The sequence below is a fragment of the Alcanivorax sp. UBA3183 genome (genome assembly GCF_002364155.1).
Lineage (GTDB): Bacteria > Pseudomonadota > Gammaproteobacteria > Pseudomonadales > Alcanivoracaceae > Alcanivorax > Alcanivorax jadensis.
The window spans coordinates 83,875-98,547 of sequence record NZ_DEXN01000006.1 but is presented as its reverse complement, the minus strand read 5'-3'; the positions used below and the strand labels follow the sequence as shown (position 1 = coordinate 98,547).

12 protein-coding genes are annotated in these 14,673 nt (G+C 59.6%); all 12 read right to left on the bottom strand.

Annotated features, from left to right (window positions below; genetic code table 11):
- Positions 1-85: 85 nt before the first annotated feature.
- On the bottom strand, positions 86-388 hold the full coding sequence (locus B3Q33_RS01725; RefSeq protein WP_052042612.1) for a ComEA family DNA-binding protein: 303 nt from the start codon (positions 386-388) through the stop codon (positions 86-88).
- A gap of 93 nt (positions 389-481) precedes the next feature.
- Positions 482-1,177 (bottom strand): orotidine-5'-phosphate decarboxylase, encoded by a 696-nt coding sequence (gene pyrF / locus B3Q33_RS01720; protein WP_272974473.1) that lies wholly within the window; start codon positions 1,175-1,177, stop codon positions 482-484.
- Between the two features lie 326 nt (positions 1,178-1,503).
- Positions 1,504-2,673 (bottom strand): lipopolysaccharide assembly protein LapB, encoded by a 1,170-nt coding sequence (gene lapB, locus B3Q33_RS01715; RefSeq protein ID WP_035246563.1) that lies wholly within the window; start codon positions 2,671-2,673, stop codon positions 1,504-1,506.
- Positions 2,670-2,900 carry a lipopolysaccharide assembly protein LapA domain-containing protein gene (locus B3Q33_RS01710; RefSeq protein ID WP_035246561.1) on the bottom strand — a complete coding sequence of 77 codons (231 nt, stop codon included), beginning with the start codon at positions 2,898-2,900 and terminating at the stop codon, positions 2,670-2,672. Before B3Q33_RS01710 ends, lapB begins: the two co-directional genes overlap by 4 nt.
- 54 nt (positions 2,901-2,954) lie before the next feature.
- The gene (gene ihfB / locus B3Q33_RS01705) at positions 2,955-3,305 is read right to left on the bottom strand and encodes an integration host factor subunit beta (RefSeq protein ID WP_035246558.1); all 351 of its coding nucleotides are present in this window, start codon (positions 3,303-3,305) and stop codon (positions 2,955-2,957) included.
- 68 nt (positions 3,306-3,373) lie between these two features.
- Positions 3,374-5,056, bottom strand: coding sequence for a 30S ribosomal protein S1 (gene rpsA, locus B3Q33_RS01700; RefSeq protein ID WP_272974472.1), 1,683 nt, complete (start codon positions 5,054-5,056; stop codon positions 3,374-3,376).
- A gap of 174 nt (positions 5,057-5,230) precedes the next feature.
- The gene (gene cmk, locus B3Q33_RS01695; protein ID WP_035246554.1) at positions 5,231-5,914 is read right to left on the bottom strand and encodes a (d)CMP kinase; all 684 of its coding nucleotides are present in this window, start codon (positions 5,912-5,914) and stop codon (positions 5,231-5,233) included.
- Positions 5,911-8,169 carry a bifunctional prephenate dehydrogenase/3-phosphoshikimate 1-carboxyvinyltransferase gene (locus B3Q33_RS01690; protein ID WP_272974471.1) on the bottom strand — a complete coding sequence of 753 codons (2,259 nt, stop codon included), beginning with the start codon at positions 8,167-8,169 and terminating at the stop codon, positions 5,911-5,913. Before B3Q33_RS01690 ends, cmk begins: the two co-directional genes overlap by 4 nt.
- A gap of 128 nt (positions 8,170-8,297) precedes the next feature.
- Positions 8,298-9,401 carry a histidinol-phosphate transaminase gene (hisC, locus tag B3Q33_RS01685; protein ID WP_272961730.1) on the bottom strand — a complete coding sequence of 368 codons (1,104 nt, stop codon included), beginning with the start codon at positions 9,399-9,401 and terminating at the stop codon, positions 8,298-8,300.
- A gap of 124 nt (positions 9,402-9,525) precedes the next feature.
- Positions 9,526-10,608, bottom strand: a complete 1,083-nt coding sequence (pheA, locus tag B3Q33_RS01680) for a prephenate dehydratase (protein WP_035246547.1) — start codon at positions 10,606-10,608, stop codon at positions 9,526-9,528.
- 12 nt (positions 10,609-10,620) lie between these two features.
- Positions 10,621-11,703 carry a 3-phosphoserine/phosphohydroxythreonine transaminase gene (serC, locus tag B3Q33_RS01675; RefSeq protein ID WP_035246544.1) on the bottom strand — a complete coding sequence of 361 codons (1,083 nt, stop codon included), beginning with the start codon at positions 11,701-11,703 and terminating at the stop codon, positions 10,621-10,623.
- A gap of 192 nt (positions 11,704-11,895) precedes the next feature.
- Positions 11,896-14,655 (bottom strand): DNA gyrase subunit A, encoded by a 2,760-nt coding sequence (gyrA, locus tag B3Q33_RS01670; protein WP_272980176.1) that lies wholly within the window; start codon positions 14,653-14,655, stop codon positions 11,896-11,898.
- Between the last annotated feature and the right edge of the window lie 18 nt (positions 14,656-14,673).

Sequence of the window (14,673 nt, the reverse complement as noted above, 5' to 3'; positions counted from 1 at the left end):
AAACCGGCTGGAGCCTTGTTCACAAGGCGAACGTATCGCTACCTCTTCGCTTTACGAGCAAAGCGCCAACGGGGCGGGGACTTGTTTACTGCACGACCAGGCTGTCGCGCATCTTGGCCAGGGTCTTTTCACCGATCCCCTTGATGGCCAGCAGTTGATCCACGCTGGTAAAGGGCCCCTGGCTATCCCGCCACTGCACGATGGCTTCTGCCGTTTTCGGGCCCACACCCTTGAGTTCCTGCAGCTGGGTAACGTCCGCCGTGTTCAGGTCGATGCGGTTTTCAACCTGGGTTTTGGCTGCGTCCTTGACCGCTTCCATTTCCACCGCCAGAGCAGGCAGGCTCAACGCCAACAGCAGGGACATCACAACCGCTTTCAATGCTTTCATATTGATCTCCATTTTTTATACGTTGGAGACCACACCATAGGAAGCCGAGTGAGGAGGCGTTATCAGCCGGGGGTGACAGATTGCGTAAGTGGCTCAGGCAAGACTTTGTAGTATCTCGTCTACTACCGCTGTAGGTTCAGCGGCTTGGGTAATCGGACGGCCGATCACCATATAGTCCACGCCCGCATCCCGCGCCTGCACCGGCGTCAACACGCGACGCTGGTCACCGGCATCGGCACCTGCAGGGCGGATACCCGGAGTAACCAGCTCGAATTGCTGACCGCAGGCCGCCTTGAGCATGCTCGCTTCCTGGGCGGAACACACCACCCCGTCCATGCCGGAGCGCTTGGCCAGCTCGGCCAGGCGTTGCACCTGCACTCGGGGCTCGTCCGTCACCCCGACCTGTTCCAGATCGGCCGCTTCCATGCTGGTCAGCACGGTCACTGCAATCAGGTGCGGCCGACTGGCATGGTTGGCGATGGCATTAGCAGCGGCTTCCATCATGCGCTGGCCACCACTGGCGTGCACATTGACCATCCACACACCCATATCCGCCGCCGCGGACACGGCGCCGGCCACGGTGTTGGGAATGTCGTGGAATTTCAGGTCCAGGAACAGCTCAAAGCCTTTCTTATGCAGACCTTCGACAATGGCCGGGCCACTGCGAGTGAAAATTTCCTTGCCCACTTTGACGCGCACCCTGGTCGGGTCCAGTTGATCGGCCATGGCCAGCGCCTGGGCGGCATCAGGATAGTCCAGGGCGACGATAACAGGGCTGGCAATAGGCATGGCGATTTCCTGAGTGGCGGGTGGGCGTGGGTATGGTAGGCGTTGGGTTAAGCGGGTTCAAGAATTGCCAGGGCACGCTTTGATCGTCATGCAAACGGTTCCTGTAGGAGCACCACTCGAGGTGCGAACCGAACGTAGCGAGGCAACCCCAGGAAGATCACTCTTTAGCGAGCTGTAGAGCCCGGAAATGGCTGATCGCCCTGCGGTCGATTCCGTGCTTCGCACGGTTCGTCCCTCAAGAGGAACTCCTACAGCGGCTTCGTGAGAAATGACGAAGCCCTGGGAACTTCCAGACATTCCCAATCCAATCGAGGGTAGCTCGTAGCCTAGACTTCCTTGACCACCGGCTTGATCGAGCCCCAGCGCTTGCAGCTTGGGCAGCGCCATTGCATCAAGGGAGTTTCGAAGCCGCAGCGGCGGCATTTGTAGAGGCTCTTGTCGTTGAGCAGTTGCTCTGACAATTGCTTGAGCACGCCCAGGTGCTCGCGGGTTTCCCCTTCCGCGCTACCGGCCAGACTCATGTCGATGATGCGGTTGAGGCCACGTACCGAGGGGTTGGCTTTCATGTATTCGGCAATAAAGTCCGACGCTTCCTTGTCGCCGTAGCGCTCCTTGAGCGTTTCAGCGAGCAGCAGGATGCGGCTGGTGCTGGGTTTCTCGGCACTGTAGTCCGCCAGCATCTGGATAAATTCTTCGTCCTTCTCCTGCTGCTGGTAGCTGGTGCGCAGCTTGTCGAGCGCTTCATCGAAGAAATCGCTGTCCTGCACCCAGATGCGCTGCAGGGCCTGGATAGCGGCATCCCAGTTCTGCTCGCCCATCTCCAGCTCGCCTTCCGCAAAGCTGGCGCGGACACACTGCTCATCGAATGACAGCGCCCGCCTCAGCATGCGGCGGGCCGGATTGATGTCGCCGTCGCGGCGCAGGTTTTCTGCCTGCTCGCAGCAGTACTGAGCCAGCACCGAGCCCAGCGCCGGGCGGTTCTTGATCAACCGCTCGCCCATGCTGATGGCATTGACCCAGTCGCGCTCCTGCTCGTACAGGCCCATCAGTTGCTGACAGACTTCATCCTTGGCCTGACAATCCTGATCCAGCATTTCCAGCAGTACCTGCTCGGCCAGATCGAAGATGCCGCTGGCCAGGTAATCCTGGGCCAGTTCCAGCTGGATTTCTTCCTGCACCGGGCGGCCATAGTCGCCGTGCTCCAGCAGGTGGGTATGCAGCTGGGCAGCACGGTCGAATTCACCCCGCTTGCGGAACAGCTTGCCCAGGGCAAGATGGGTATCGAGACCCTCTTCGCTCACGTCCAGACTCTTGAGCAAGGCTTCGATGCCCTTGTCCGGCTCTTCATTGAGGAAGAAGTTGATGCCGGCCACATAGTCCTTGGACAGGGAGGCCATGCGCCGACGCTGCCGGCGCTTGCTCTCACGCCGACCAAGGAAAAACCCGGCAGCGATGGCAACAAAAAAGAACGGCAGCAGCCAGAACGATTCACTCATGAAAACAGGCTCTTCAGGCCGCGCAGCCCGATACCGGCCAGCAAGCCCAGAAACAGGCCAATAGCCAGTACGCTGATCACCAGCACGCCCAGGGAAACCTCCCAGTGCCATTGATAAAACAGCATATCCAGCGTCACCAGATCACGATTGCTGGTGACAAACAGAAAAGCGAAAAGAAATACGGCCAGTACGGCCAGAATTACCAGAATCCGGTACAGGTTTCGCATCGTAAGGTTCCCTCTTTACTGGCCAGGTCTGTGCCGGGCGGTAACAACAAACGTTTAGTTAGCAGCAGCCTGATTGCCGCTTGCGCCATTATCAACACCTTCACCACTTTCTTCATGCAGTGAATCGTTAACGCGCTCGCGCAGCTCTTTGCCGGGTTTGAAGTGGGGAACATATTTGCCGTGCAGCTCGACGCTGGCACCGGTCTTGGGATTGCGTCCCACACGGGGCGCACGAAAATGGAGGGAAAAACTGCCGAAGCCGCGTATTTCGATACGACCTCCGCCGGCCAGGGAATCGGCCATCTGTTCGATAAGCGTTTTGACTGCCAGCTCCACATCCTTGGGCGACAATTGGTTTTGCCGATCGGCAATCCGCTCAATCAATTCCGACTTGGTTAACGCCATTACAGCTTTCTCCCTGGGCTCCCAGCCCAGTGGGACCGGCACGATGCCGGTCCCCGGGAGGAGCCGTATTATGACTCGTTGCTGCTTTCCATCTGTTTCTTGATCAGATCACCGATGGTCTTCGGCGCATTGGCATCCTGCTGTTCAGACAGTCCGTCAATGGCTTCACGCTCGTCGGCCTGGTCCTTGGACTTGATGGACAAGCTCAGAACACGGTTCTTGCGATCAACGTTGGTGATTTTCGCTTCCACTTCGTCACCGACGTTGAGCACTTCGGTCGCATCGTTAACGCGGTCGCGGCTGATTTCGCTGGCACGCAGGGTACCTTCTACGTTCTCAGCCAGCTCTACGATGGCCGCTTTCGCGTCTACCGACTTCACTACGCCCTTAACGATTGCGCCCTTGTCATTAGCAGCAACATACTGAGCAAACGGATCGTCTGTCAACTGCTTGATACCCAAGGAAATTCTTTCGCGCTCTGCGTCGATGGACAGAACCACGGTTTCCAGCTCATCGCCCTTGTTGAAGTTACGCACGGCATCTTCGCCCTGCTCTTCCCAGGAAATGTCGGACAGGTGCACCAGACCGTCGATGCCGCCTTCCAGACCGATGAAGATACCGAAGTCAGTGATGGACTTGATCTTGCCGGAAATGCGCTCGCCTTTCTGGTATTTCTCTTCGAAGGCATCCCACGGGTTGGACTGACACTGCTTGATACCCAGGGAAATACGACGACGGTCCTGATCGATGTCCAGGATCATCACTTCCACTTCGTCGCCGATCTCTACAACCTTGGACGGGTGGATGTTCTTGTTGGTCCAATCCATTTCGGATACGTGAACCAGACCCTCTACACCTTCTTCGATTTCGGCAAAGCAACCGTAATCGGTCAGATTGGTCACCTTCGCCTTCACGCGGGTGCCTTCCGGGTACTTGCCCACGATATCGTGCCACGGATCTTCGCCCAGCTGCTTCAGACCCAGGGAGACACGCATCTTCTCGCGGTCGAACTTGAGTACCTTGACGTCGATTTCCTGACCCACTTCCACGATCTCGCTCGGATGCTTGATACGCTTCCAGGCCATGTCGGTGATGTGCAGCAGGCCGTCGATGCCACCCAGGTCCACGAACGCACCGTAGTCGGTCAGGTTCTTCACGATACCTTTGACTTCCATGCCTTCCTGGAGGGTTTCCAGCAGTGCTTCACGCTCCTGAGAGTGCTCGGCTTCCATCACTGCGCGACGGGAAACCACAACGTTGTTGCGCTTGGGATCCAGCTTGATGACCTTGAAGTCCAGCTCTTTGCCTTCCAGGTGCGCGACATCGCGAACCGGACGGATATCTACCAGGGAACCGGGCAGGAACGCGCGGATCGGGCCGATATCGACAGTGAAGCCACCCTTCACCTTGCCGGAAATCATACCTTTTACGATCTCGTCTTCGTCGAAAGCTTTTTCCAGCTCGCCCCACACTTCGGCGCGCTTGGCTTTTTCACGGGACAGACGGGTGAAGCCCATACCATCGTCGATGGCGTCTACGGCAACATCAACTTCATCGCCTTCGACGATTTCCAGCTCGCCTGACTCGCTAAGGAATTCTTCACGGGCAATAATGCCTTCGGATTTCAGGCCTGCGTTAACGGTTACCCAGTCGCTATCGATGGATACAACAGTACCCTTGATGATAGAACCACGGGCAACGTCCAGGTCCTTAAGGCTTTCTTCAAAGAGATCAGCAAAAGATTCGGTCATGAAATTCACTCAGTGTTTTCGCACATGCCAACCAGCAGACATGGGTTAGTAAAAAAATGAGACCCGCCCTTCCCCAGCTGGCTTACTTTTTCAGGGTTGAGCAGATCGGCCGCTTGACACAGAATCACCCCTCGACAGTGCACTATCGAAGGGTTTCAACAACGTGTGCTGCCTTCACACCAGTTGGCGTGCGGCAGCCTCTTCAAGGATCCGGTTTACCACTTCATCAACCGTCAGGGTGGTGGATTCGATTACCACGGCATCGTCTGCCGGGCGCAACGGCGCCACCTCACGGTTCATGTCACGGTCATCCCGGGTGCGGATGTCCTCGACGAGGGTCGCGAGGGTAGCATCAAAGCCCTTTTCCTTCAACTGCTCAAAGCGCCGTCTGGCGCGCTCTTCAGCGCTGGCGGTGAGGTAAATCTTGAGGGGGGCAGAGGTAAACACCACGGTCCCCATATCGCGGCCATCCGCCACCAGCCCGGGGGGCTCGGCGAACACCCGCTGGCGGGCCAATAGTGCATCACGCACCGGCTGCAGCACGGCCACCTGGCTGGCCAGCTCACCCACGCTTTCCTGGCGGATGATGTTGGACACATCCTCGCCATCCAGAATTACCGCTGTTTCCCCCTCCTGCTCGATAAATCTCACCGGCAAGGTTTTCGCCAGTTCGACCAGGGCGGGCTCGTCATCCAGTGCAAGCCCTTGATTTTTCGCGTGATAACCGAGAACCCGATACAGGGCACCGGAATCCAGCAGGTGCCAGCCGAGACGGATTGCAACCAATCGGGCAACGGTGCCCTTACCGGAGGAAACCGGTCCGTCGATGGTCAATACCGCGGTGGACGGAGCAGTCATTTCACCTCCAGGTTCAAGCCCGCATGGGCGGCCAGCTGGGCAAAGCCCGGGAAGCTGGTGGCCACATTGGCGCAGTCATTAATGGTAATCGGGCCAGTGGCACGCAGGGACGCCATGGCGAAGCTCATGGCAATTCGGTGGTCACCGTGGGACTGAATCTCGCCGCCGCCGAAGGCGCCACCGCTGATGCGGATGCCGTCTTCAAACACTTCGTGATCCACGCCCAGCGCGGCCAGACCGTCCGCCATCACCTGGATGCGGTCAGATTCTTTCACCCGCAGCTCTTCGGCGCCGCGCAACACGGTATCGCCTTCGGCGCAGGCAGCGGCGATGAAGATGGCCGGGAATTCGTCAATGGCCAGGGGCACCAGCTCCTGGGGGATCTCGATACCTTTCAGGGGCGCCGCTTTGACCACCAGGTCCGCCACCGGCTCGCCGCCGGCATCTCGCTGATTTTCCAGGCGAATATCCGCCCCCATCAGCTTGAGGATGTCGATCACGCCGGTACGGGTAGGATTGATGCCCACGTGGGGTAACGTCAGCTCGCTGTCAGCGGCAATGGACGCACCGACCAGGAAGAAGGCTGCCGAGGAGATATCCGCCGGGACTTCCAGCTTGCAGGCGGCGAGTGTGCCGCCGCCAGTCAACGCACTGGTGGCTCCCTCACGGCGCACTTCGTAGCCAAAGCCTCCCAGCATCCGTTCGGTATGATCACGGGTCGGTGCCGGCTCAGTCACTGAGGTGTCGCCTTCAGCGTAGAGACCGCCCAGCAGGACGGCGGATTTCACCTGGGCAGAGGCCATCGGTAGATCGTAATGAATGCCCTTGAGCGGCTGGCCACCGCGGATGCGCACTGGCGGGCGCCCTTCGTTACCGGTGGAAATCTGGGCGCCCATCTCGCGCAGGGGGCTGGCCACCCGCTCCATGGGACGCTTGGACAGGGACGCATCGCCGGTGAGCTCCACATCGAAGGCCTGCCCGGCCAGCAAGCCGGTGAGCAGGCGCATGGAGGTGCCAGAGTTGCCCATGTAGAGCGGTTTTGTCGGCGCCTTGAGGCCATGCAGGCCGACCCCGTGGATGGTCACCTGGCCATTGTGGGGGCCTTCGATGACCACACCCATATCCCGGAATGCCTGTAGCGTTGCCAGAGCGTCCTCGCCTTCCAGGAAGCCTTCTACCTGGGTCACGCCTTCGGCCAGGGAGCCAAGCATGATGGAGCGGTGGGACATGGATTTGTCGCCGGGTACCCGTACCCGGCCAGTGAGTCGGCCACCCGGGGTCACCACAAAGGTGGGGTTGGCACTCTTGCTTTGGAGGATGGTGCTGTCTGTCATGGTTGTGTTGTCACCTGAATGGTGGGCGCGGGTATAGGAGGTGCGCTCGTTCATGGCCATAAAATGGGCCCGCGCCGTATTGGCGCGGGTCATGATGCCCATCAGGGCATCGGAATCATCGTCACTCACCGCCTGACGGAAGCGCGCGATACCGTCGCTGAACAGGTCCAGGGACTGCAGCAGCGCGGCCTTGTTCTCGCGGAAAATGTCATGCCACATCACCGGATCGGAGCTGGCGATACGGGTGAAGTCGCGAAAACCGCCGGCAGCATAGCGGAAGATCTCTGTGGAGTCGCCCTGCCGGGCCAGAGTATCCACCAGCGAAAAGGCCAGCAGATGGGGTAGATGACTGGTTTCCGCCAGTACCTGATCGTGGTAATCCGGCGCCATCTGCAGCACTTCCGCGCCCATGGCGGTCCAGATCGCCCGCACCCGGGCGGTGGCTGCCGGGTCGGTGGCCTCGGTGGGCGTCAGGATGACCCGGTGATCCTGGTACAGGTCCGCATCGGCAGCACCAACGCCGCTCTTTTCCTTGCCGGCAATGGGGTGGCCAGGCACGAAGCGGGAATAATGCTCGCCCAAAGCCGCATGGGCAGCGGTGATCACATTGCCTTTGACACTGCCGCCGTCAGTGATGATCGCCGTGCGGGACAGGCCCGGCTTCAGCGCACTCAACACCTTGCCCATAGCCGAAACGGGCGTAGAGACAAACACCAGATCAGCGCCCTTGACCGCTTCAGCCAGATCCTGACTGCCTTCGTCGACAACGCCGAGGGCGATGCCCTGCTCCAGGGTCCGGGCGGAGCGGGAACCGGCCACAATGGATCCGGCCAGCCCGTGCTTGCGAGCGGCAGCCGCAAAGGAGCCACCGATCAGGCCCAGGCCGATCACGGCAATGCGATTGAAGAGGGGTTCAGACATAACAAACGCCCCCGGTTCGCATTGTAGGAGCACCTCTCGAGGTGCGAACCGAATCTGGCACGGAATGCCGCAAGCAGGTTCGCGTCTCAAGCGACGCTCCTACGGCGGAAAAACCGAAACGATGGAGATTACCCATCCGCCAGCACCTTCTTAAGGGCGGCCAAGAAACGCTCATTCTCGCGGCTGGTGCCCACGGTCACGCGCAGGAAGTTGGTCATGCCGTAGCCTCCCAGAGGACGCACAATCACGCCTTCGCGCAACAGACCCTGGTAAACCGGCATGGCGTCGCGACCACAGTCAAAGGCGATGAAGTTGGCCACCGAGGGAATCTGTTCCAGGTGCAGCTTCTGCAGGCCTTCGGCGATCTGCACCAGACCACTGGTGTTTTCGCCGCGGGAATTCTCGATGTGATCGTCATCGGACAGCGCCGCTTCGGCGGCCACCATGGCCGGGGTGTTCACATTGAACGGCTGGCGCACCCGGTTAAGCACATCGGCAATTTGCGGGTTACAGACACCATAGCCAATACGCAGGCCGGCCAGACCATGTATCTTGGAGAAGGTGCGCGTTACTACCAGATTCGGGTATTTTTGCAGGCGCTCGATGCCGTTCGGGTAGTGGCTTTCTTCCACGTATTCGAAGTAGGCCTCGTCCAGCACCACGATCACCCGCTCCGGGATCCGCGACAGGAACTCATCCAGGGCATGGGCGTTGAACCAGGTGCCGGTGGGGTTGTTCGGGTTGGCCACGAAAATCACCCGGGTGCGCTCGGTGACCGCCTCGGCCATGGCCGCCAGATCGTGGCCATAGAGATTGGACGGCACCGCCACCGGCCTGGCATTGCAGGCCAGGGTCACCAGTGGATACACCGCAAAGGCGTACTCGGAGAAAATCGCTTCATCGCCGGGCTGCAGGTAAGCACGGGCGATCAGGTCCAGCACATCGTTGGAGCCGTTACCCAGGGTCAGCTGATTGGTTTGCACACCCAGCTTTTCTGCCAGCGCTGCCTTCAGGGAAAAACCGGCGCCATCCGGGTACAGGTGCAGCTCATGCAGATGCTTGAGCGCATGCAGGGCCTTGTGGCTGGCGCCCAAGGGATTCTCATTGCTGGCCAGCTTGACGATATCGGTGAGGCCCAGTTCCCGCTCCAGCTCCTCGATGGGCTTGCCCGGCTCATAGGGCTTGAGCTGCTGAACGCCACTGTTGGCGAGTTCGATGTAGTCGCAAGTCATGATGACTCCTTGAACTGTGGGAGCGGTCGTTCGACCGCGATTTCCGGCCTGTGGTGAAATTTCCCGGTCGAACGACCGCTCCCACAGCTTATCGCCAGCCGATAGAGCATTGTCCAACCCTGTGTCACAACACCGCTTTCGGGTACGAGCCCAGCAGCTTGATGGTATTGCCAGCCGCTTCCAGCTTGTCCAGTACCGGCTGCAGCTTGCCATCTTCCTTGTGGCCTTCGCAGTCCACGAAGAACACATAACTCCAATTGGACGTCCGCGAGGGCCGGGATTCAAGGCGGGTCAGGTTAATGCCTTCATCGCGGAACGGTGCCAGCACCTCATAGAGCAGGCCCGGGCGGTTCTTGCCGCTGATCATCAGGCTGGTCTTGTCGTTACCGGACGGCGGCGTGTCCTGCCGGCCGATAATGATGAAACGGGTAGTGTTGTCCGGGCGGTCTTCGATATTGCGTTGCACCGCTTCCAGGCCATACAGCTCTTCCGCCATTTCCCCGGCAATGGCCAGGGCATTCCATTCGTCCTTCAGACGACGGGCAGCTTCGCCGTTGGAGCTGACCGCAATGCGCTCTACCCCGGGCATGTGGGCATCCAGCCACTGGCGGCACTGGGCCAGGGTCTGCTGATGAGAATAAACCCGGGTGACCTTGTCACGACGGGTGTGCTCGCCGGCCAGCAGATGATGGTGGATGCGCAGCTCCACCTCGCCACAAATTTTCAGGCTGGAGGTCATGAAGGTATCCAGGGTGTGGTTGACCACCCCTTCGGTGGAATTCTCCACCGGCACCACGCCGTAGTGAGCAGCCCCGGCTTCCACTTCACGGAATACTTCATCAATTGCGCCCAGCGGTACGCTTTCCACCGCATGGCCAAAGTGCTTGAGGGCGGCCTGCTGGGTAAAGGTGCCTTCCGGCCCCAGGAACGCCACTTTCATGCGCTGTTCCAACGCCAGGCAGGCGCTCATGATCTCGCGGAAAAACCGCGCCATGGTTTCGCCGTCCAACGGCCCCTTGTTGCGCTCTTTTACCTGTCGCAATACCTGGGCTTCCCGTTCCGGGCGATAAAACACCGGGTTGGGGTCGGTGGCGGTCTTCACCTCGGCCACCTTGTGGGCCAGGGTGGCGCGATCGTTGAGCAGATCCTGCAGCCGCTGGTCCAGCTCGTCGATCTGCTGTCGCAGGTTGTCCAGTGATTCGGTCATGGCGGTCCCCGCTCAGCCGTTGCGTTTTTCGAAGTCCGCCATAAAGGCGATCAGCGTATCCACTGCTGCTTCCGGTACCGCATTGTAGATGCTGGCACGCATGCCGCCCACGCTGCGGTGGCCCTTCAGGTTCAACAGGCCCGCCTGGTCGGCTTCACTGAGGAACTGCTTATCCAGGTTGGCGTCGGCCAGCACAAAGGGCACATTCATCCAGCTACGGCTGATTTTTTCCACCGGGTTGCTGTAGAAGCCGCTGTTATCAATAAAACCATACAGCTTTTCGGCCTTGCGCTGGTTGGTTTCTGCCATGTTCGCCACTCCGCCCTGCTTTTTCAGCCACTGGAACACCAGGCCGGCCAGGTACCAGGAAAAGGTGGGCGGCGTATTGAACATGCTGCCATTGTCCGCGTGGGTCTGGTAATTGAGCATGGCAGGCACATGGGCGCCGGCCTTGCCGAGCAGGTCCTTGCGGATAATCACCAGGGTCAGGCCGGCGGGGCCAATGTTCTTCTGGGCACCGGCATAGATCACCCCGAAGCGATTCACATCAATGGGGCGGGACAGAATGGTGGAGCTCATGTCTGCCACCAGCGGGGTATCACCCACGTCGGGAACAAAGCTGTATTCCAGGCCACCGATGGTTTCATTGGGGCAGTAATGCACGTAGGCCGGATTGGCCGACAACTGCCAGCTGTCCTGTGGCGGTACGGTGCTGAAGTTGGTGTCTTCACTACTGGCGGCCACGTTGATGTTGCCGTAGCGGCCGGCTTCCTTGATGGCTTTCTTGGACCATTGCCCGGTATTGATGTAATCCGCGGTTTCGCCCTCGCCCAGCAGGTTCATGGGCACCATGGCAAATTGCGTGGAGGCGCCGCCCTGCAGAAACAGCACGGCGTAATCGTCGCTGATCCCCATCAGGCTGCGCAGATCCTGCTCGGCCTTTTCGGCAATCTCCACGAACACCTTGTCCCGATGGCTCATTTCCATGATGGACAGGCCCATGCCCTGGTAATCCAGCATTTCCTGACGGGCCTGCTCCAGAACGTCCGTCGGCAACGCCGCGGGACCTGCGCAGAAGTTATAGGCGCGGGACATGCATTTTCTCCGTGACTAGATTGAAAGTACCAAACCGGTGAATCAAAGAAGCCCGGTAACACCGGGCTCGGGTTGTTGCTTACTATTGTCTTTCAAGCAGCCCGTAGGAGCGGCGCTTGAGCCGCGAATCGTACTTGGCACGGCTTGTCGCGAGCACGTTCGCGGCTCAAGCGCCGCTCCTACAGCAGCCTTTTATTCCTCGGCATCGTCGGAGGCGTCAGACTCCGGCGCTTCAGAGGTAACGTCCCCTTCCAGCACCTCGCCCTCTTCGATGTCGTCCTCGTCACCGTCCAGGTCGGGGATGGTGGCCAGACCACACAACTTCTCGCCGTCGCCCAGACGAATCAGACGCACACCCTGGGTGTTACGGCTGGAGGTGCTGACCTGATTGACGCCGGTGCGCACCAGGGTACCTTGGTTGGAGATCAGCATGATGTCCTCTTCACCAAACACCTGGGCAGCGCCGACCAGCTCACCGTTACGCTCGTTGACCACCATAGCGATGACGCCCTGGCCACCACGACCCTTGGTCGGGTAGTCAGTCAACGGGGTGCGCTTGCCGTAGCCGTTTTCGGAGGCAGTCAGAATCTGGCCCTCTGCTTCCGGCACGATCAGGGAAATCACGTCCACGCCATCGGCCAGTTTGATGCCGCGCACACCACGGGCCAGACGGCTCATGACACGCACCTTGGACTGATGGAACCGCACGGCCTTGCCGTTGCGGGCTACCAGCATCACATCTTCGTCGCCGTGGGTAATAGCCACATTCACCAGATGCTCGCCTTCCTGCAGTTTCACGGCAATCAGGCCGGAGCTGCGCGGACGGGCAAAGTTGGCCAGGGCGGTACGCTTGACGATACCGCTGGAGGTGGCCATGAAGATAAACGGACCAGGCACGGTATCGACTACCGCTTCTGCCTCGACCTCATCACTGTCGACGGCGTCTTCGATCACCTCTTCCGCATCGATGACGTCATCTTCCTCGGTTTCCACCTCCACGCCAGCGGCTTTCTGCTGGCGTACCATTTCCGCATCGAGACGCAGGATGGCGGTAATACGCTCGTCGTTGCCCAGTGCCGGCAGCAGATTGACGATGGGCTTGCCACGGGACGCCCGGCCACCTTGCGGCAACTCGAAGGTACGCAACCAGAAGACCTTGCCAGCGTCGGTGAACAACAACAGGGTGTCGTGGGTGCCCGCCACCAGCAGGTGCTCCACGTAATCCTCGTCTTTAAGCTGGCCGGCAGACTTGCCACGGCCACCACGCTTCTGCGCCCGGTAGGTATCGATGGGCTGCATCTTGGCGTAGCCACTGTTGGACAGGGTCACTACCACGGTTTCTTCGGCGATCAGGTCTTCCATGCTCAGGTCGAGACGGGAGGTGACGATTTCGGAACGGCGCTCGTCGGCATATTCCTCACGGACCGCCTTCAGTTCATCACGGATCACTTCCATCAGACGTTCGGGGTTACCCAGAATCTTCAGCAGTTCGGCAATCTGCTCCAGCAGTTCCTGGTAATCGTTGATCAGTTTTTCCCGTTCCAGACCGGTCAGCTTCTGCAGACGCAGATCCAGAATGGCCTGGGCCTGTTCCGGGCTCAGGTAATAAAGGCCATCACGCAAACCGAACTGCTCATCGAGGCCATCCGGGCGAGCCGCGTTTTCACCACCGGCGCGCTCCAGCATTTGCAGTACATCGCCGGGGGTCCAGCCTTTGCCCAGAAGTTTTTCCTTGGCTTCCGCGCCGCTGGGGGACGCCTTGATCAGCGCAATCACCGGATCGATATTGCTCAGCGCCACCGCCAGACCTTCTAGCAAGTGGGCCTTTTCGCGGGCCTTGCGCAGTTCGAACACGGTACGGCGAGTCACCACTTCACGGCGGTGACGAATAAAGGCATCCAGCAGCTCACGCAAGTTGAGGGTCTTGGGCTGACCATCGACCAGAGCTACGGTGTTGATACCAAACACCGACTCCATCTGGGTCTGCTGATACAGATTATTGAGCACCACCTCGGCGTTCTCGCCGCGACGCAGCTCGATCACAATGCGCATGCCCTCTTTGTCGGACTCATCGCGCAGCTCGGTGATACCTTCAATCTTCTTGTCTTTCACCAACTCGGCGATCTTCTCGATCAACCGCGCCTTGTTCACCTGGTAGGGAATCTCGTGGACGATAATGGCTTCTTTGCCACTTTTGTCGGTCGGCTCAATCTCGGCACGGGCACGCATATAGACGCGGCCACGGCCGGTACGGTAGGCCTGCACGATCCCGGCGCGACCGTTAATGATGCCGGCGGTGGGGAAATCCGGGCCCTTGATGTATTCCATCAGGTCGTCCGGCGTCAGGCTGTCGTCGTCGATCAGCGCCAGACAGCCGTCTACCACTTCGCCCAGGTTATGCGGCGGAATATTGGTGGCCATGCCGACGGCGATACCGGAGGAGCCGTTCACCAGCAGGTTGGGCACCCGGGTGGGCATCACATCGGGAATCTTTTCCGTGCCGTCATAGTTATCGACGAAATCCACGGTTTCCTTGTCCAGATCGGCCAGCAGCTCGTGGGCGATCTTGGCCATGCGCACTTCGGTGTAACGCATGGCGGCTGCGGAATCCCCGTCGATGGAACCAAAGTTACCCTGACCATCCACCAGCATGTAGCGCAGGGAAAACGGCTGCGCCATCCGCACGATGGTGTCGTAAACGGCGGAGTCACCATGGGGGTGGTACTTACCGATAACGTCACCGACCACACGGGCGGATTTCTTGTAAGCCTTGTTCCAGTCGTTGTTCAGCTCGTGCATGGCGAACAGTACGCGGCGATGCACCGGCTTGAGGCCGTCGCGCACATCCGGCAACGCCCGCCCAACGATCACGCTCATGGCGTAATCCAGGTACGACTGTTTGAGTTCGTCTTCGATGTTGACCGGGGTAACTTCTCTGGCGAGATCCGTCATAGCGATCCTTACTTTCCA